Raw genomic sequence first — 18,121 nt, forward strand, 5'->3', positions numbered from 1 at the left:
CCCATCGGAAGGTAGAGCGTGTCCTCTTCCATCACCGCGCCCGAGGGCATCATCAACCCGCCGATCGACGAGTTGCTTGAGGCCACCGACTCCAAGTACAGCCTCGTGATCTACGCGGCCAAGCGTGCCCGCCAGATCAACGCGTACTACTCCCAGCTCGGCGAGGGCCTGCTGGAGTACGTCGGTCCGCTCGTCGACACCCACGTCCACGAGAAGCCGCTCTCGATCGCCCTGCGCGAGATCAACGCGGGCCTGCTGACCTCCGAGGCCATCGAAGGCCCCGCGCAGTAGCTCCCACCGCTTCACCCGTCACGGGCCCGGCAGCGACGCTGTCGGGCCCGTGGTGTCTCATGGAGGCGTAAGCGCACCACCACCAGGAGCGCACGGCGGCACCGGCCGTGCGTGAGCCGAGTCGGGGAGACACATGAACAAGGCGGCCAGGCCCAGGGTCGTGCTGGGGGTCAGCGGCGGGATCGCGGCGTACAAGGCGTGCGAGCTGCTGCGCCGGCTCACCGAGTCCGGGCACGAGGTGCGGGTGGTCCCCACCGAGGCCGCACTCCACTTCGTCGGGGCCGCCACCTGGTCCGCGCTGTCCGGGCAGCCCGTCGCCACCGGGGTCTGGGACGACGTCCACGAGGTGCCGCACGTGCGCATCGGGCAGGGCGCCGACCTCGTCGTGGTGGCCCCCGCCACCACCGACCTGCTCGCCAAGGCCGCCCACGGCCTCGCCGACGACCTGCTCACCAACACCCTGCTCACCGCGCGCTGCCCGGTGGTCTTCGCGCCCGCCATGCACACCGAGATGTGGGAGCACCCCGCCACCCGGGAGAACGTGGCCACCCTGCGCCGCCGCGGAGCGCTCGTCATCGAGCCCGCCGTCGGACGGCTCACCGGCGTCGACACCGGCAAGGGGCGGCTGCCCGACCCGGGCGAGATCTACGAGGTCTGTCGTCGCGTCCTCGCCCGGGGCGTGCGCGAGCCCGACCTCACCGGACGGCACGTCGTCATCAGCGCCGGCGGGACCCGGGAGCCCCTGGACCCGGTGCGCTTCCTCGGCAATCGCTCCTCCGGCAAGCAGGGCTACGCACTCGCCCGGTCCGCCGCCGCCCGGGGCGCCCGGGTCACCCTGGTCGCCGCCAACGCGGCCCTGCCCGATCCGGCGGGCGTCGACCTGGTGCGGGTGGGCAGCACCGCCGAGCTCCGCGAGGCCGTCCTGAAGGCCGCTGCCACCGCCGACGCCGTGGTCATGGCCGCCGCGGTGGCCGATTTCCGCCCTGTCGCCTACGCCCCCGGCAAGATCAAGAAGCGGGACGGCCAGGAGCCCGACCCCGTCGCCCTGGTACGGAATCCAGACATTCTCGCGGACGTTTCCCAGCACCGGGCCCGCCCCGGCCAGGTGGTCGTGGGCTTCGCCGCCGAGACCGAGGACGTCCTCGACAACGGGCGCGCCAAGCTCCGCCGCAAGGGCTGTGACCTGCTCGTCGTCAATGAGGTCGGGGAGCGCAAGACCTTCGGGGCGGACGAGAGCGAGGCCGTGGTGCTGGGCGCCGACGGCAGCGAGACCCCCGTGCCGTTCGGGCCGAAGGAGGCCCTGGCCGACACCGTGTGGGATCTGGTGGTGGCCCGGTTCCCCGGCGCGCCCCACCAGTGACCCCGGTATCCTGCGCGACAATCGTCCGAGCTCGCCGTCCGGGCGCCCGGAACCCGCTCATCCGGGTGGAGGCGCTCTGGTGGAGAGTGACGACCGTGCACCAGAATGCCGGTGCTGCAGGTCACAGGGCTTCCATGTGGCGAGACACGTGACCCGATCGACGAGCACGACCGATAAACTGATGACGGACCGCCCCCGGGTGCAGCCTCCGGAGGGGGTCCGACCATGAACAGCCAGCAGCCGCTGCAACCACAGGGAGCGATGTGTCCCGCCGTCTCTTCACCTCGGAGTCCGTGACCGAGGGTCACCCCGACAAGATCGCCGACCAGATCAGCGACACCATTCTCGACGCGCTTCTGCGGGAGGACCCGACGTCCCGGGTCGCCGTGGAAACGCTGATCACCACCGGCCTGGTCCATGTGGCCGGCGAGGTCACGACCAAGGCGTACGCGCCCATCGCGCAGCTCGTCCGTGACACGATCCTGGGCATCGGTTACGACTCCTCGAAGAAGGGCTTCGACGGCGCGTCCTGCGGCGTCTCGGTCTCCATCGGCGCGCAGTCGCCCGACATCGCGCAGGGCGTCGACACGGCGTACGAGTCGCGGGTCGAGGCCGGTGCCGACGGCAAGGAGCTCGACGCGCTGGACCAGCAGGGCGCCGGCGACCAGGGCCTCATGTTCGGGTACGCCTGCGACGAGACCCCCGAGCTGATGCCGCTGCCCATCCACCTGGCGCACCGCCTGTCACGGCGCCTGTCCGAGGTCCGCAAGAACGGGACCATCCCGTACCTGCGCCCCGACGGCAAGACCCAGGTCACCATCGAGTACGACGGCGACAAGGCCGTCCGCCTCGACACGGTCGTCGTCTCCTCGCAGCACGCCTCCGACATCGACCTGGAGTCGCTGCTCGCGCCCGACATCCGCGAGTTCGTGGTGGAGCCCGAGCTGAAGGCGCTCCTGGACGACGGCATCAAGCTGGAGACCGAGGGCTACCGCCTGTTGGTCAACCCGACCGGGCGCTTCGAGATCGGTGGCCCCATGGGCGACGCCGGCCTCACCGGTCGCAAGATCATCATCGACACCTACGGCGGGTACGCCCGGCACGGCGGCGGCGCCTTCTCGGGCAAGGACCCGTCCAAGGTCGACCGCTCCGCCGCGTACGCGATGCGCTGGGTCGCCAAGAACGTCGTCGCGGCCGGGCTCGCCGCCCGCTGCGAGGTCCAGGTCGCCTACGCCATCGGCAAGGCCGAGCCCGTCGGACTCTTCATCGAGACCTTCGGCACCAACAAGGTCGACACGGACCGCATCGAGAACGCGATCAGCCAGGTCTTCGACCTGCGTCCGGCCGCGATCATCCGTGACCTGGACCTGCTGCGCCCGATCTACGCCCAGACCGCGGCGTACGGGCACTTCGGCCGTGAGCTGCCGGACTTCACCTGGGAGCGCACCGACCGGGTCGACGCCCTGCGCGCCGCCGCCGGGCTGTGACCGCGGGCCGACCGCTCCGCCCGCTCTGACCGTCCGACGAGGGCCGGTCGCCGTACCCGGCGGCCGGCCCTCGTCGCACGTCCCGCCCGTCCGGTCGGGGCACCGCGACGCTCCGCCCGCTGTCGGTGGCGTCTGGTAGGAATGCGGGTGTGAGCAGCGGAAACCACGGCGGGACCGAGCCCGGTGACGGCACGGGGGGGACGACCCCCGCCCCGCCGGAGCAACTCGCCCTGATCCGTGACACGGTCCGCAAGGCGAAGGTCCCCCGGGCCAAGCCGCGCACCTGGCGGGGCGCCGCCCTGGCCGGGGACCTCCCGGTGGCCCGCGTCCTGGTCGACAAGGGCGTCCTCCACCTGGACCGCTACTTCGACTACGCCGTCCCCGAGGAACTCGACGCCCAGGCCCAGCCGGGCGTCCGGGTCCGGGTCCGCTTCGGTGCCGGCCGCGGCCAGGTCCAAGGCGGCCGGCGGGAGGGCGGCGGCCTGGTCGACGGCTTCCTCATCGCCCGGGTCGCCGCGTCCGACTACGCCGGCCCGCTCGCCGCGCTCGCGCAGGTGGTGTCCCCCGAGCCGGTCCTCGGGCCGGAGCTGCTGGCCCTGTGCCGGGCCGTCGCCGACCGCTACGCGGGCAGCCTCGCGGACGTCCTGCAGTTGGCCGTCCCGCCGCGCAACGCCCGCGCCGAGAAGCGCCCCTCGCCCGAGCCGCTGCCGCCGCCCCCCGCACCCTCCCCGGGTTCCTGGGAGCGGTACGCCCAGGGCCCCGCCTATCTGCGCGCCCTCGCGGACGGCGGCGCCCCCCGGGCGGTCTGGACCGCACTGCCCGGACCCGGCTGGGCCGAGGAGATCGCCCGGGCCGTCGCCGCCGCCCTCGCCTCGGGCCGCGGCGCGCTGGTCGTCGTCCCCGACGGACGGGTCGTCGCCCGGGTGGACGCGGCGCTGACGGCCCTGCTCGGCCCCGGACGGCATGCGGTGCTCACCGCCGAGGCCGGGCCCGAGAAGCGGTACGCCCAGTGGCTCGCCGTCCGGCGCGGTGCCGTGCGGGCCGTCGTCGGGACCCGGGCGGCGATGTTCGCGCCGGTGCGTGACCTCGGGCTGGTCGTGCTCTGGGACGACGGCGACTCCAGCCACAGCGAACAGCACGCCCCGCAGCCGCACGCCCGCGAGGTGCTGCTGCTGCGGGCCGCCACCGAGGGCTGCGGGTTCCTCCTCGGGGACGTCGGCTGCACGGTCGAGGCCGCGCAACTCGTCGCGACCGGCTGGGCCCGGCCCCTGTCGGCCGACCGGGCCCGGGTGCGGGCCGCCGCGCCGCTGGTGCGCACCGTGGGGGACGCCGACCTCGCCCGCGACGAGGCCGCCCGGGCCGCCCGGCTGCCCTCGGTGGCCTGGCGGGTGGCCCGGGAGGGACTGACCCGGGGGCCGGTCCTGGTCCAGGTGCCGCGCCGCGGGTACGTGCCCCGGCTCGCCTGCGAACGGTGCCGGGAGCCCGCCCGCTGCCGCCACTGCGCGGGGCCGTTGGAGGCCCGTGAGCGCGGGTCGCTCGGCTGCGCCTGGTGCGGACGCGAGGAGTCCCGCTGGCACTGTCCCGCGTGCGGCTCGTTCCGGCTGCGGGCGCAGGTCGTGGGGGCCCGTCGGACCGCCGAGGAACTGGGACGGGCGTTCCCCGCCGTTCCGGTGCGGACCTCCGGACGGGAGCAGGTGCTCGACACCGTGCCGGACGCTCCGGCGCTGGTCGTCAGCACCCCCGGGGCCGAACCGGTCGCCGAGGGCGGGTACGCGGCGGCGCTGCTCCTCGACGGCTGGGCGATGCTCTCCCGACCCGATCTGCGGGCCGGTGAGGAGGCACTGCGGCGCTGGCTCGGTGCGAGCGCCCTGGTCCGCGAGCAGGACGCGGGCGGAACGGTCGTGGTGGTCGCCGAGCCGACGCTGCGGCCGGTGCAGGCGCTGGTGCGGTGGGATCCGGTCGGCCACGCGGTACGGGAGCTGGGGGAGCGGGCCGAGTTGGGGTTCCCCCCGGTGTCGCGGATGGCGTCCGTGGCCGGACCGGGGGGAGCCGTCGCCGGGTTCCTGGCGGCGCTGGAGCTGCCCGCCGATGCCGTGGTGCTCGGCCCCGTGCCGGCGCCCGCTCCGGGCGGTGCGCCCGGCCGTCCGGGGGGTGAACCGCCGACCGGGGAGCCGTGGGAGCGGGCCCTGCTGCGGGTGCCGCCGGGGAGCGGCGCGGCGCTCGCCGCGGCGTTGAAGTCCGCTCAGGCCGCGCGGATGGCGCGGGGCGGCGGGGGCGGGACACGGGTGCAGGTGCGCATGGACCCGCCGGACATCGGCTGAGGCGGGCCCCGTCTGCCCGGACCCGCCCCGGCCGATGTGCGTGGTGTGTCCGTCGTGGGAGTTCTCGTGGTCGCCGTACGGAGCCGGCGAGGGAGCCGTGCGGGGGAGTCGGGCGGGGGAGTCGGGCCGGGTCAGCCGTTGCGGGGACCGGGGAAGGCCGGCGGCCGGGGGTCGTCCCGCAGCGCCGGGCTCCCCCCGATCGGCTGGGTCGGCAGTGCACGGGCCGCCGGCACCGTGGGCAGCGGGCCGGCCACGTGCACGGGCCGGGCGCCCGCGGACTCCTGGCCCCGTTCGGCCTCGGCGGCGGCCTGCGCGGCGGCCCGACGCGCACCGTAGCGCCGGTGCACCGCCTGCTTGGTCACGCCCAGCGCCGAGCCCACCGCGTCCCAGGAGAAGCCGAGCGACCGGTCGAAGTCCACCGCGGCGGTGACCAGGGTTTCGACGCTGTCCCGCAGTTCCTGCGCGAGACGGACGGTGGGCGCGGGAGCGCGCCCGTAGACGACGAAGCCCGTGGACGGGCCCGAGCGGCGCGGGCGGTAGACGTTGCCCAGTTGGGCGGTGAGCGTACGCAGGGCGTCCACCTGTCGGCGGACCCGCTCGATGTCCCGCACCAGCAGGTGCAGGCTGGCCCGTGCCTGTGCGTCGTGGGTTGCGTGGTCGGCCATCAGACAAGCCTCTCGAACCGGCGGTGGGAAGGGGGTGGCCGGGCCCGTGTGGGTGGCCCGGCGGTCAACGCTGTCTTGACCAACGCGCCACGCCTGGAGTGGTCACGGTGCTGGGGCGTGCGATATGTGAGGTGGGGCGCACGGCTCGACGTACGCCCCCGGCGTGCCCCTGCCCGGCCGCCCCTACACTGGTGCGTTGCTCACCGAGCACGCGCCGTGCACGCAGAGAACCCCGCCCGAGAGGCCGAACGCCACCGATGAAGCTCGTCTTCGCAGGCACCCCCGAGGTCGCCGTCCCCGCCCTTGACGCCCTGATCGCCTCCGACCGGCACGAGGTGGCCGCCGTCGTCACCCGCCCCGACGCCCCCGCCGGACGGGGCCGCCGGCTGGTCGCGAGCCCCGTCGCCGAGCGCGCCGAGGAGGCCGGGATCGAGGTGCTGAAGCCGGTCAGGCCCCGGGACGAGGACTTCCTCGCCCGGCTACGGGAGATCGCCCCCGACTGCTGCCCGGTCGTCGCCTACGGGGCCCTGCTGCCCCGGGTGGCCCTGGACGTCCCCGCCCGCGGCTGGGTCAACCTGCACTTCTCGCTGCTGCCCGCCTGGCGCGGCGCGGCCCCCGTCCAGCACGCGGTCATGGCGGGCGACGAGATCACCGGCGCCTCGACCTTCCTCATCGAGGAGGGCCTCGACTCGGGACCCGTCTACGGCACGGTCACCGAGCGGGTGCGGCCCACCGACACCAGCGGTGACCTCCTGACCCGACTCGCCTTCGCGGGCGGCGGACTGCTCGCCGCGACCATGGACGGCATCGCCGACGGCGCCCTCCAGGCCGTCCCGCAGCCCGCCGACGGGGTCAGCCTCGCGCCGAAGATCACCGTCGAGGACGCCCGGGTCGACTGGGCGGCGCCCGCCCTGCGGGTGGACCGGGTGGTCCGCGGCTGCACCCCCGCCCCCGGGGCCTGGACCGTCTTCCGGGGCGAACGCCTCAAGCTCATCCAGGTCGCCCTCGCGCCCGACCGGGCCGACCTCGCCCCCGGGGACCTCGCCGTCGGCAAGAACAGCGTGCACGTCGGCAGCGGCTCGCACGCCGTGGAACTGCTGTGGGTCCAGGCCCAGGGCAAGAAGCCGATGCGGGCCGCCGACTGGGCCCGGGGCGCCCGGATCGCGGCGGGGGAGCGGCTCGACGCCTGACCGGCCCCACCCGGGCCCGCCACCGGGGCGGTGCGGGCCCGGTGCGCGACGTAGGCTGGACGGGGCGACCCCGTCGACGTGCACGTTCCCCGGTCGCCCCTCCTCTCCCGTTCCTCCCCTCTCGTTCGTCCCCACCCGTTCCTCCCCTTCCGTTCGTCCCCTTCTCCGGAGCACCTTTTCGTGAACGATCAGCGGCGCAGGCCGACGCAGTCCCCCTCCCAGCGCTCGGGCCGGCCCTACCGGCGACCGCAGAAGGACCCCGTGCGCATCCTCGCCTTCGACGCGCTGCGCGCCGTCGACGAGCGGGACGCCTACGCCAACCTGGTGCTGCCCCCCTTGCTGCGCAAGGCCCGGGAGCAAGGCGACTTCGACCACCGGGACGCGGCCCTCGCCACCGAGCTGGTGTACGGCACGCTGCGCCGTCAGGGCACCTACGACGCCGTGCTGGCCCAGTGCGTCGACCGGCCCCTGCGCGAGGTCGACCCGCCCGTGCTGGACGTCCTGAGCCTGGGCGCGCACCAACTCCTCGGTACCCGCATCCCCACGCACGCCGCGGTGTCGGCCTCGGTGGAGCTGGCCCGGGTCGTCCTGGGCGACGGCCGGGCGAAGTTCGTCAACGCGGTGCTGCGCAAGGTCGCCCAGCACGATCTGGACGGCTGGCTGGAGCGGGTCGCGCCGCCGTACGACGAGGACCCCGAGGACCACCTCGCCGTCGTCCACTCCCACCCGCGCTGGGTGGTGTCGGCGCTCTGGGACTCCCTGGGCGGGGGCCGGGCCGGCATCGAGGACCTGCTGGAAGCCGACAACGAACGCCCCGAGGTCACCCTCGTCGCCCGGCCCGGCCGGATCGACGTCGAGGACCTGCGCGCGGCGCTGGCCGACGAAGGGGCCGTGGCGGGCCGCTGGTCGCCGTACGCGGTACGGCTCACCGAGGGCGGGGAGCCCGGCGCGCTGGAGGCCGTCCGGGAGGGCCGGGCCGGAGTGCAGGACGAGGGCAGCCAACTCGTCGCGCTCGCCCTGGCCAACGCACCGGTTGACGGCCGGGACGAGAAGTGGCTCGACGGGTGCGCCGGACCGGGCGGCAAGGCGGCCCTGCTCGCCGGGCTCGCGGCCGAGCGGGGCGCCGTGCTCGTCGCCGCCGAGAAGCAGCCGCACCGGGCCGGTCTGGTGGCCCGCTCGCTCGCCGGCAATCCGGGTCCCTACCAGGTGATCACCGCCGACGGCACCCGGCCGCCGTGGCGACCCGGCAGCTTCGACCGGGTCCTCGTGGACGTGCCCTGCACCGGGCTCGGCGCGCTGCGCCGCCGTCCGGAGGCCCGGTGGCGTCGCCGTCCGGAGGACCTGGCCGGGTTCGCGCCCCTGCAACGCGCGCTGTTGGAACGGGCGTTGGAGTCGGTCCGGGTCGGCGGGGTCGTCGGCTACGCGACCTGTTCGCCGCACCTCGCGGAGACCCGTGCGGTGGTGGACGACGTGCTGCGCGGTGCCGGCACGGACGCCGAGCTCATCGACGCGCGCCCGCTGGTGCCCGGCGTGCCGAGCATCGGTGAGGGGCCCGACGTCCAGTTGTGGCCGCACCTGCACGGCACCGACGCCATGTACCTGGCCCTGATCCGCCGCACCGGCTGACCCCACGACGCCCCCTTCCCGAGCACTCCGCACGGGGAGGGGGCCGTCATACGCCGTCCATGCGATACGATACGTCTCGTCTTGCAGGGATGGCGTGCGGCACAGTGGAGGAACGATGAGCGAACGCTTCGTTGACGTGGCACCCGGGGTGCGGCTGTGGACGCAGCAGCGGGGGCCCGTCGACGCCCCCGCGCTGCTGCTGGTCATGGGCGCGGGGGCGTCCGGGGTGGGCTGGCCGGACGAACTGGTGGACCTGCTGGCGGCCCGGCACCGGGTGATCCGCTACGACCACCGCGACACCGGTCGCTCCACCTGGTCGTTCGACCAGGACCCCTACCCCCTCACCGCGCTGGCCGAGGACGCCGTCCGCATCCTCGACGCCCTCGGGGTCGCCCGGGCGCACGTCGTCGGCATGTCGTTGGGCGGCATGCTCACCCAACTGCTCCTCGCCGACCATCCCGACCGGCTGTTGAGCGCCACCCTGATCGGTACCGGGGCCCTCAGCGAACTGCCCTACACGCACCCCGACGGCACCCGGACGCCCCCGGAGGAGCTTCCCGCCGTCGCCCCCGAGGTGTGGGAGGTGTGGTCCCGCCCGGCGGAGCCCCGGGACCTGGAGGCGGAGCTGGACCACCGCGTCGAGCACTGGCGGCTGCTGGGCGGCGACCTCCTCCCGTTCGACCCGGAGTACACCCGCGACCTGGAACGGAGGGTCATCGCCCACACCGGGCACCACACCCCCAGCACCGCGCACGCCCGGGCAGACTACGCCGGCATGGTCCGCACCGAGCAACTCGCCCGGAACGCCGTGCCCACCCTCGCCATCGCGGCGCCGGCCGAACCGGTCTACCCGCCGCCGCACCCCCACCACCTGGGTCAGGTGATCCGGGGGACGCGCGTGGTGGAGGTCCCCGGCATGGGGCACGCCCTCCCGCGCCCGGTGCACGCTCCCCTCGCCGCGGCGGTCCTGGAGCACACCGACCGCTGAGGTGCGCGCCCCGGCGCGGTCACTCGGGCCAGGGCGAACCCTGGATGACCTCCACGAAGTCGCCGGGCGTGAAATCGGGCACGAAGTGGCGCAGCACGTCCGCCTTGACGTTGCCGAAGGTCGTCTCCGGCTTCGGGGCGATGCCCTCGGTGAACGCCCGGAGGATCTCCCGCTTGAAGCCGGGCCGCGGGTGGGCGGCGGTCACCGCCTCCCGGACCGCGGCCGGCAGGTCGTGGTAGCCGAGGCCCAGGACGTCGTACTCGACCCCGGCCGTGACCAGGGCGACCTCGGGCTCCAGGTGCTCCGGGATGCCGGGGGTGGTGTGCAGGGCGATCGCTGTCCAGACGCGGCGCACGCTGTCCTCGGGGAGCCCGTGTCCGCGCAGGAAGTCACGGGCCGCGTCGGCGCCGTCCACCTCGAAACGACGGCCGCTGGACCGGTACGCCTCGCCCAACCCGATGTCGTGGAACATCGCCGCGACGTAGAGCAGCTCCGGATCGAAGCCCAGCCCGCGGCGGGCCGCCCGGAGCGCACCGAAGAAGTACACCCGGCGCGAGTGGTGGTAGATGAGGTCGTCGGTGGTGTCCCGGACCAGTTCCGTCGCCGCCGCCGCGACCGGGGTGTCCGGAACGCGCACCCCGGCGACCTCCCCGGGCGCGTCGTGCCCGCCGTATCCGCTGTGCCCGTCGTGTTCCTGCGCGTTCGTCATCCCGTTCGCTCCCTGGGTCCGGGGTCGTGGGTCGTCGGGCCGGGCGGCCCGACGGCCGGTCCGGCGCCGGGCGGGCCGTCCCGGAACGGACCGGGGCGAACAACCGCCGCCCGGCATGGCAGTCTTGGACCATGGCCGTGCAGATCAATCCCAGTATTCTCTCCGCAGACTTCGCCCGCCTCGCCGACGAGGCCCGTGCGGTGGACGGCGCCGACTGGCTCCACGTCGACGTGATGGACAACCACTTCGTCCCCAACCTCACCTTGGGCGTTCCCGTCGTGGAATCCCTGGCACGGGCCACGGACATCCCCCTCGACTGCCACCTCATGATCGAGGACCCCGACCGCTGGGCCCCGCAGTACGTGGAGGCGGGCGCCGGGTCCGTCACCTTCCACGCGGAGGCCGCGGCGGCGCCCGTACGGCTGGCCCGTGAGATCCGCGCCAAGGGCGCCCGCGCGTCCATGGCACTCAAACCGGCCACCCCCGTCGAGCCCTACGAGGACCTCCTCCCGGAGCTCGACATGCTGCTGATCATGACCGTCGAACCCGGCTTCGGGGGGCAGTCGTTCCTCGACATCATGCTGCCCAAGATCCGGCGCACCCGGCAGCTGATCGCCAAGCACGGGCTTGAGCTGTGGCTCCAGATCGACGGTGGAGTCTCGGCCACCACCATCGAGCGCTGTGCCGAGGCCGGGGCGGACGTCTTCGTCGCCGGCTCCGCCGTCTACGGCGCCGACGACCCCGCGGACGCCGTACGCGGACTGCGCACCCTGGCGGAGTCGGCCATCGCCGGGGGCGCCCGGTCGTGCGACCACTGAGCCACCGGTACGTGAAGGGCGTTTCATCCGAGCTGATCGGTCGGGCCGCATCTGCGAGGATGAACCGCGAAACCCAGGTCGTGAGCAGAAGTGAACAGCAGTGAGGAGATCGCCTTGACTGGCTTCTCGGCGGGCCGATCGGCCATGCGGATGGGACCCGCTGAGCTGGTGCAGGCCGCCGCCATGGCGCGCCGTTTCTACCTGGAGGGCAAGTCCAAGATCCAGATCGCTGAGGAGTTCGGCGTCAGCCGCTTCAAAGTGGCGCGGGTCCTGGAGACCGCCCTCGAACGGGACCTCGTGCGGATCGAGATCCGGGTGCCCGCCGAACTGGACGCGGAGCGCTCCGACGCGCTGCGCGCCCGCTACGGCCTGCGGCACGCCGTGGTCGTCGAGTCGCCCGACGAGGCCGAGGAGTCGCCCGACCCGGAGAACCTCGGCGAGGTCGCCGCGGACCTCCTCGGCGAACTGGTGACGGAGGGGGACGTCCTCGGACTCGCCTGGGGGCGCTCGACCATCCACATGGCCGCCGCCCTCGACCGGCTGCCGCAGTGCACGGTCGTCCAGCTGACCGGTGTCTACGACGCGGGAACGGCGGAGCGCGGCTCCGTCGAGGCGGTCCGCCGGGCCGCGCAGGTCTCCGGCGGCGACGCCCACCCGATCTACGCACCGATGCTGCTGCCCGACGCTGCCACCGCCACCGCGCTGCGGAACCAGACCGGGATCGCCCGCGCGTTCGAGTACTTCGACAAGGTGACCGTCGCCTGCGTCTCCATCGGCTCCTGGGAGCCCGGGATCTCCACCGTGCACGACATGCTCACCGACGAGGAGCGCGGCCACTACGCCTCGCTCGGCGTCGCCGCGGAGATGTCCGCCCACCTGTTCGACTCGGACGGGCGGCGGGTCGGCCGCGACCTGGGGGAGCGGTGCATCACCGTCGAGGCGGACCGCCTCCGACGGATCCCCGAGGTCATAGCGATCGCCGGTGGACGGCGCAAGGCCGCCGCGATCGACGCCGTCCTGCGTTCCGGACTGGTCACCAGCCTGGTGACCGACACCGCCGCCGCCGACCTGCTGATGGCGGCGGGCGGCCCGCCGTCGCCGGCACTGGACCGTCGGGACCCCGACAGCGAGTAGCCCGGGGCACGGGCGCCCGTCGCGCACACCGCCGACGAGGGCCCGCGCCCCTTTCGGGGGCGCTCCGGTGGGTGACCCGCCGCGCGGCGTGGTGGGCTGGTCGCACCGCACCCACGGCCGGTGCATCCACGCGGGGTGCCCGGGACGAAGCCGGGGTGAGGTCGGGAGGTCACCGTGGCGGTGCGCACTCTGGTCACCGGGGCCAGCGGATACATCGGGGGACGGCTCGTGCCCGAGTTGCTCGACGCCGGGCACCGGGTGCGCTGCATGGCCCGCGACCCCGCGGTGCTGCGCGACCACCCCTGGGCGGACCGGGTGGAACCGGTCCGGGCGGACGTCACCGATCCCGACACCCTGACCGCCGCACTGCGCGACGTCGACGTCGCCTACTACCTGGTCCACACCATGGCCAGCGGCTCCCGGTTCGAACGCACCGACCGTGACGCGGCCCGCGCCTTCGGCGAACGGGCCCGCGCGGCCGGCGTCCGCCGGATCGTCTACCTCGGCGGCCTCACCCCCGCCGGGGTCCCGGACCACGCACTCTCGCCGCACCTGCGCTCCCGCGCCGAAGTCGGCCGCATCCTGCTGGACTCCGGCGTCCCCACGACGGTGCTCCGGGCCGCCGTCATCATCGGCTCCGGCTCTGCCTCCTTCGAGATGCTGCGCTACCTGACCGAACGCCTCCCGGTCATGGTCACCCCCAGCTGGGTCAGCACCCGGGTCCAGCCCATCGCCGTCCGGGACGTCCTGCGCTATCTCGTGGGCAGCGCCCGGATGCCCGACGATGTCAACCGGGCCTTCGACATCGCCGGGCCGGACATCATGACGTACCGCGAGATGATGACCCGGTACGCGGCCGTCGCCGGACTCCCGCACCGGCTGATCCTGCCGGTGCCCATGCTGTCGCCGGGACTGTCCAGCCACTGGATCGGGCTGGTCACCCCCGTCCCGCGCACCATCGCCCGGCCGCTCGCCGAGTCGCTGCGCCACGAGGTCGTCCGCCAGGACGACGACATCACCCGGTACGTGACCGACCCGCCGGGGCACCCGCTGCCCTTCGACACCGCACTCACCCTGGCGCTGCGCCGGGTCCGCGAGGCCGACGTGGTGACCCGATGGTCGTCCGCCGCGACGCCCGGCGTGCCCAGCGACCCCCTGCCCACCGACCCCGACTGGGCCGGCGGCAGCCTCTACACGGACCGGCGCGAGACCGCGGTCGACGCCTCGTCCGCCGAGCTGTGGCGGGTCGTCGAGGGCATCGGCGGGGACAACGGCTGGTACTCCTTCCCGTTGGCCTGGGCGGTGCGCGGCTGGCTGGACCGGCTGGTCGGCGGCGTCGGACTCAGCCGGGGCCGCCGGGACGCGGCCCGGCTGCGCGCCGGGGACTCCCTCGACTTCTGGCGGGTGGAGGCGATCGAGCCGGGCCGGCTGCTCCGGCTGCGCGCAGAGATGCGGCTGCCCGGGCTCGCCTGGCTGGAGATGACCGTCGACCGCACCGACGACGGGCGCACCCGCTACCGGCAGCGCGCCCTGTTCCACCCGCACGGGCTCCTCGGGCACCTGTACTGGTGGAGCGTCTCGCCGTTCCACGCCCTGGTCTTCGGCGGGATGGTCCGCAACATCGCCCGGACGGCCGAGCGCGGTCAGCTGCGCGCGGGCGTCGACGGGTAGGGCGGCCCGATGCGCCGCGCCTGTACGGGGCCCTCCGGTCGGATCCTCCCCGCGGGTCGTGGGTGGTTGCTCGCGCAGTTCCCCGCGCCCCTGAGGGGCCCACGGCTGGGCCGGGAGGACGGGGGAGCCGCAGCGGGCCGGATCGGGGGCGCGGGGAACTGCGCAACGCACCAGCGCACGCCGGCCGAACAACGCACCCGAAGGGGGGACGCGGAGTGCATCCGGCGCCCGCCCGCGCACCGAACCGGGCGTGTCCGACCAACCCCGACCGAGGAGCGGCGCCATGACCGTGTCCGTCGTCCTGTTCACCTCCGACCTGCGGGTGCACGACCACCCCCCGCTGCGCGCCGCACTCGACGCGGGCGACCAGGTCGTGCCGCTCTTCGTACGGGACCCGGGGGTGACCGGGGCCGGCTTCGCGGCGCCCAACCGGCGGGCGTTCCTCGCCGACTGCCTGGCGGACCTCGACGCCGCGCTGCGCCACCGGGGCGGACGACTGGTCGTGCGCACCGGTGACCCGGTGACCGTCGTGCGCGAGGTGATGAGCGAGACGGGCGCCCGGGAGGTCCACCTCGCGGCGGGCGTCAGCGGATACGCCGCCCGCCGGGAGCACCGGCTCGCCACGACGGTACGGGAGGCGGGCGGGCAGCTGACGGCGCACGACGCGGTCATCACCGCGCTCCCGCCGGGCGCCGTCACCCCGCAGGGCTCGGACCACTTCGCGGTCTTCACCCCGTACCACCGCCGTTGGGCCGCCGAGCAGCTGCGGCAACCGCTCGGCGCGCCCCGCAGGATCCGGGTGCCCGAGGAGGTCGGTTCGGAGCCCCTGCCCGCGCGGGCGGACGTCGAGGACGTGTCCCCCGGGCTCGCCCGGGGCGGGGAGCGCACCGGACGGGAACGGGCCACCCGCTGGCTCGGGCGGCGGCTCGCCGGCTACGAGGAGGGGCACGACGACCTGGCGGGCGACCTGACCTCCCGGCTCTCCCCGCACCTGCACTTCGGGACGCTGTCCGCCGCCGAACTGGTCCACCGGGCCCGGGCGGCCGGCGGGCCCGGCGCGGACGCCTTCGTACGGCAACTGTGCTGGCGGGACTTCCACCACCAGGTGCTCGCCGCCCGCCCGCACACCTCCACCACCGACTACCGGACCCGGCACGACCGCTGGCGGACCGGCCCGGACGCCGAGCGGGACACCGCGGCCTGGCGGGCGGGCCGCACCGGCTACCCGGTCGTCGACGCGGCGATGCGTCAGCTCCGGCACGAGGGCTGGATGCACAACCGGGGGCGGCTGCTCGCGGCGAGCTTCCTCACCAAGACCCTCTACGTCGACTGGCGGGTCGGCGCCCGGCACTTCCTGGACCTGCTCGTCGACGGGGACCTCGCCAACAACCAGCTCAACTGGCAGTGGGCCGCCGGAACCGGTACCGACACCCGTCCCGGCCGGGTGCTGAACCCGGTGCGCCAGGGCCGGCGTCTCGACCCCGACGGCAGCTACGTACGGCGTTGGGTGCCCGAACTCGCGGAGCTCACCGGCCCGAAGGTGCACGAACCGTGGAAGCTGACGGGCGCCGAGCGGGCCCGGTACGACTACCCGGAGCCGATCGTGGAACTGTCCGAGGGGCTGACCCGGTTCCGGGACGCCCGGGCCGATGTCTGACACCGGCCGGACGCCGACCCCGGGGCGCCGGGGACTCACTCCTCGCGGTCGACCTCGTCGGCGATCCGCCGCCACACCCCGGGCGGCACGGGCGTCAGCTCCGGATCGAGCGGTTCACCCGTACACAGCGCCGCCACCACCCGCCGCAGGGCGGCCAGTTCGACGCGGCACGGGGTGCAGTGCACCAGATGGGCGTGGAGGGCGGCCCGGTGGCCCGCCGGCTCCTCGGGGGCGTCCGGGGCGGGTGCCTGCCGCAGGGCCAGTTCCACCAGTTCGGCGCAGTGCGGATGCCGGGTCACCGCTCACCTCCGGGGCGGTCCGTGGGCCATCGGGGGCGCGGCCGGGACGGCCCCGTCTCACGCCGCACCCTCCGGCGGCGTGACCACGCCCGGGGCGGCGTCCCCCAGACAGCCGCGCAACCGGTGCAGTCCCCGGCGCACATGGCTCTTGACCGTGCCGAGCGGCAATCCGGTGCGCCGGGCGATCTGGGACTGGGTCAGGTCCTCGTAGAAGGCCAGGCACAGAAGGTCCCGCTGCACCGGGGTCAGTCCGCGCAGGGCCTGGGCCACCAGGACCCGGTCGAGCACGGCCTCCGGGTCGGCGCACGGCGCGGGCCGCTCGCTCGCCACGGTCGCCGCCGCGGCCACCAGGACGCCCCGACGGGTCCGCGCGGACAGGGCGTCGGCGATCTTGCGACGGGTGATGCCCACGATCCACGCGGCCAGCGGTCCGCGCGTGGGCCGGTACCCCGCCCGGCCCCGCCACACCGCCAGGAACACCTGCTGGGTGACGTCCTCGGCCTCCCGGGCGTCGCCGAGCGAGCGGTTGGCGAGGGTGTGCACCAGCGGACCCCACCGCCGGTAGGCGGCGGCCAGGGCGTCCGGATCGCCGCCGAGCAGCGCCGCCGACACCTCCTCCTCCCACCGGGTCTCCTCGGTGGGGGCGCTCAGTCCGGGCGCGGGCGGTGCAGCGGTGGTCACCACGGTGTGACTCCTCGGGCTCGCGGGGGAGGGGACGGCGGTACGGAGGACCGGCGGCACGGAACGACCGACGGACCGCCCCGGAACGGACGAACCGCCTGAACCGACCCTCCGGTCCGGCGCCCTGAGCGCGCAACACGCATCGTTCGTGCGTCGGTCTCCTAGGCTGGGCCGATGCCGTCGTCGTCCCCGCTTCCCCACCCGCGTCCGGCCCCGGAGCGTCCACCGGCCGAAGCCGCCCTCACCACCGGTGCCGTCGCCCGCAGACTCGGCGTGGCGCCCACCACCCTGCGCTCCTGGGACCGCCGCTACGGCATCGGACCTGCGCACCACCAGGGCGGTCGGCACCGCCGCTGGTCCCCCGCGGACATCGCCGTGCTGGAGACCATGTGCCGCCTCACCGCCTCGGGCGTCCCGCCCGCCGAGGCGGCCCGGGCCGCCTCCGCCGCCCCGGACCCCGTACCCGACCCCCGAGCCGCCCGCCCCGACCACCCCACCGGGCCGCGCCCCGGCGTCCGGCCCCCGCGCCCGGGCAACCACGGGGCACTGCCGCTCGGCCGGGTCCGGGCCGAGTGCCGGGGCCTCGCCCGGGCAGCCGTCCGCCTCGACTCCACCGCCGTCGACGCCGTGCTCCGCGCCGCCCTCGCCGACCACGGGCTGGTCACCGCCTGGAACGAGGTGATGATGCCCGCGCTGCGGGCCGTCGGACGCAAGTGGGAGTCCTCCGGCGAACGGTACGTCGAGGTCGAACACCTGCTGTCCTGGCACATCTCCTCGGCGCTCCGCCGGGCCCCCGCCGCCCCGCCCGGCAGCGAACGCCCCGGGCCCCCCGTGATCGTCGCCTGCGCCCCGGGCGAACTGCACACCCTGCCCCTGGAGGCGCTCACGGCGGGCCTCACCGAACGCGGCGTGCCGGTGCGGATGTTCGGCGGCGCGGTGCCCGCCGACGCCCTCGACGAGGCGGTGCGCCGCGCGGGACCCGCGGCCGTCGTCCTGTGGTCCCAGTCCCGCACCACCGCCGACCGCACGCTCGTGCGCCACCTCGGCGCGACGACCTGGGGCGTCCGGGGCGCCCGCCACGGCGCCACGGTCCTCGCGGCGGGCCCCGGTTGGGCGGGTCCCCCGCTGCCCGGCGCGGTCCGCCCCACCAGCCTCGCCGAGGCCCTGCGACTCCTCGACGGACTCTACGACCCGCCGCCCGGATAGCGGCCGGCGCCGCGCTGG

The 18,121-nt window shown here is 75.2% G+C and carries 16 protein-coding genes; 12 read left to right on the forward strand and 4 right to left on the reverse strand.

The window, feature by feature from the left end; genetic code table 11:
* Window positions 1–18 precede the first annotated feature (18 nt).
* The 4 genes from rpoZ to ACFYOU_RS25645 all read left to right on the forward strand — a co-directional run bounded on the left by rpoZ (window position 19) and on the right by ACFYOU_RS25645 (window position 5,459).
* On the forward strand, window positions 19–291 hold the full coding sequence (rpoZ, locus tag ACFYOU_RS25630) for a DNA-directed RNA polymerase subunit omega (protein WP_005319902.1): 273 nt from the start codon (window positions 19–21) through the stop codon (window positions 289–291).
* A gap of 133 nt (window positions 292–424) precedes the next feature.
* Window positions 425–1,651 (forward strand): bifunctional phosphopantothenoylcysteine decarboxylase/phosphopantothenate--cysteine ligase CoaBC, encoded by a 1,227-nt coding sequence (coaBC, locus tag ACFYOU_RS25635; RefSeq protein ID WP_391308800.1) that lies wholly within the window; start codon window positions 425–427, stop codon window positions 1,649–1,651.
* Window positions 1,652–1,914: 263 nt separating this feature from the next.
* The gene (gene metK, locus ACFYOU_RS25640) at window positions 1,915–3,138 is read left to right on the forward strand and encodes a methionine adenosyltransferase (RefSeq protein WP_387000930.1); all 1,224 of its coding nucleotides are present in this window, start codon (window positions 1,915–1,917) and stop codon (window positions 3,136–3,138) included.
* A gap of 149 nt (window positions 3,139–3,287) precedes the next feature.
* Window positions 3,288–5,459: a primosomal protein N' gene (locus tag ACFYOU_RS25645; protein WP_391308802.1), complete on the forward strand. Its 2,172-nt coding sequence runs from the start codon at window positions 3,288–3,290 to the stop codon at window positions 5,457–5,459.
* 131 nt (window positions 5,460–5,590) lie between these two features.
* On the opposite strand, the gene ACFYOU_RS25650 is transcribed toward ACFYOU_RS25645, so the two are convergent.
* Complete coding sequence (locus ACFYOU_RS25650) at window positions 5,591–6,124, reverse strand: hypothetical protein (protein ID WP_385494167.1); 534 nt, start codon at window positions 6,122–6,124, stop codon at window positions 5,591–5,593.
* Between the two features lie 257 nt (window positions 6,125–6,381).
* On the opposite strand from ACFYOU_RS25650, the gene fmt reads away from it, so the two are divergent.
* The 3 genes from fmt (at window position 6,382) to ACFYOU_RS25665 (ending at window position 9,928) form a co-directional block, all read left to right on the forward strand.
* A complete protein-coding gene (gene fmt / locus ACFYOU_RS25655; protein WP_389769181.1) occupies window positions 6,382–7,314 on the forward strand; it encodes a methionyl-tRNA formyltransferase in 933 nt (310 codons plus the stop codon).
* Window positions 7,315–7,494: 180 nt separating this feature from the next.
* Window positions 7,495–8,940 (forward strand): transcription antitermination factor NusB, encoded by a 1,446-nt coding sequence (locus ACFYOU_RS25660; protein WP_391308804.1) that lies wholly within the window; start codon window positions 7,495–7,497, stop codon window positions 8,938–8,940.
* Window positions 8,941–9,055: 115 nt separating this feature from the next.
* Window positions 9,056–9,928, forward strand: coding sequence for an alpha/beta fold hydrolase (locus tag ACFYOU_RS25665; RefSeq protein WP_391308806.1), 873 nt, complete (start codon window positions 9,056–9,058; stop codon window positions 9,926–9,928).
* A 19-nt stretch (window positions 9,929–9,947) separates the two neighbouring features.
* Here the strand turns inward: ACFYOU_RS25665 and ACFYOU_RS25670 are convergent, their stop codons facing one another.
* Window positions 9,948–10,637, reverse strand: coding sequence for an HD domain-containing protein (locus tag ACFYOU_RS25670; RefSeq protein ID WP_391308807.1), 690 nt, complete (start codon window positions 10,635–10,637; stop codon window positions 9,948–9,950).
* A 131-nt stretch (window positions 10,638–10,768) separates the two neighbouring features.
* Between ACFYOU_RS25670 and rpe the strand changes: the two genes are divergently transcribed.
* The 4 genes from rpe to ACFYOU_RS25690 all read left to right on the forward strand — a co-directional run bounded on the left by rpe (window position 10,769) and on the right by ACFYOU_RS25690 (window position 15,917).
* Complete coding sequence (gene rpe / locus ACFYOU_RS25675) at window positions 10,769–11,455, forward strand: ribulose-phosphate 3-epimerase (protein ID WP_387000916.1); 687 nt, start codon at window positions 10,769–10,771, stop codon at window positions 11,453–11,455.
* A gap of 90 nt (window positions 11,456–11,545) precedes the next feature.
* Window positions 11,546–12,589 (forward strand): sugar-binding transcriptional regulator, encoded by a 1,044-nt coding sequence (locus tag ACFYOU_RS25680; protein ID WP_389769170.1) that lies wholly within the window; start codon window positions 11,546–11,548, stop codon window positions 12,587–12,589.
* A 180-nt stretch (window positions 12,590–12,769) separates the two neighbouring features.
* A complete protein-coding gene (locus ACFYOU_RS25685; RefSeq protein ID WP_391308901.1) occupies window positions 12,770–14,260 on the forward strand; it encodes a DUF2867 domain-containing protein in 1,491 nt (496 codons plus the stop codon).
* Between the two features lie 283 nt (window positions 14,261–14,543).
* Window positions 14,544–15,917, forward strand: coding sequence for an FAD-binding domain-containing protein (locus tag ACFYOU_RS25690; RefSeq protein WP_391308809.1), 1,374 nt, complete (start codon window positions 14,544–14,546; stop codon window positions 15,915–15,917).
* A gap of 35 nt (window positions 15,918–15,952) precedes the next feature.
* Here the strand turns inward: ACFYOU_RS25690 and ACFYOU_RS25695 are convergent, their stop codons facing one another.
* Both ACFYOU_RS25695 and ACFYOU_RS25700 read right to left on the reverse strand, forming a co-directional pair.
* On the reverse strand, window positions 15,953–16,216 hold the full coding sequence (locus tag ACFYOU_RS25695; RefSeq protein ID WP_391308810.1) for a hypothetical protein: 264 nt from the start codon (window positions 16,214–16,216) through the stop codon (window positions 15,953–15,955).
* A gap of 57 nt (window positions 16,217–16,273) precedes the next feature.
* Window positions 16,274–16,897, reverse strand: a complete 624-nt coding sequence (locus tag ACFYOU_RS25700) for a sigma-70 family RNA polymerase sigma factor (protein WP_389769226.1) — start codon at window positions 16,895–16,897, stop codon at window positions 16,274–16,276.
* A gap of 174 nt (window positions 16,898–17,071) precedes the next feature.
* Between ACFYOU_RS25700 and ACFYOU_RS25705 the strand changes: the two genes are divergently transcribed.
* On the forward strand, window positions 17,072–18,103 hold the full coding sequence (locus ACFYOU_RS25705; RefSeq protein WP_391308811.1) for a MerR family transcriptional regulator: 1,032 nt from the start codon (window positions 17,072–17,074) through the stop codon (window positions 18,101–18,103).
* Window positions 18,104–18,121: the final 18 nt, after the last annotated feature.

Source organism: Streptomyces sp. NPDC005955 (assembly GCF_042871255.1).
In the GTDB taxonomy this organism is placed as follows: domain Bacteria; phylum Actinomycetota; class Actinomycetes; order Streptomycetales; family Streptomycetaceae; genus Streptomyces.

Bases quoted from the DNA above. Each gene is read 5' to 3' on its own strand.
- coaBC (WP_391308800.1), top strand. From the start codon at position 425: ATGAACAAGGCGGCCAGGCCCAGGGTCGTGCTGGGGGTCAGCGGCGGG.
- ACFYOU_RS25650 (WP_385494167.1), bottom strand. From the start codon at position 6,124: ATGGCCGACCACGCAACCCACGACGCACAGGCACGGGCCAGCCTGCAC.
- fmt (WP_389769181.1), top strand. From the start codon at position 6,382: ATGAAGCTCGTCTTCGCAGGCACCCCCGAGGTCGCCGTCCCCGCCCTT.
- ACFYOU_RS25665 (WP_391308806.1), top strand. From the start codon at position 9,056: ATGAGCGAACGCTTCGTTGACGTGGCACCCGGGGTGCGGCTGTGGACG.
- ACFYOU_RS25670 (WP_391308807.1), bottom strand. From the start codon at position 10,637: ATGACGAACGCGCAGGAACACGACGGGCACAGCGGATACGGCGGGCAC.
- rpe (WP_387000916.1), top strand. From the start codon at position 10,769: ATGGCCGTGCAGATCAATCCCAGTATTCTCTCCGCAGACTTCGCCCGC.
- ACFYOU_RS25690 (WP_391308809.1), top strand. From the start codon at position 14,544: ATGACCGTGTCCGTCGTCCTGTTCACCTCCGACCTGCGGGTGCACGAC.
- ACFYOU_RS25705 (WP_391308811.1), top strand. From the start codon at position 17,072: ATGCCGTCGTCGTCCCCGCTTCCCCACCCGCGTCCGGCCCCGGAGCGT.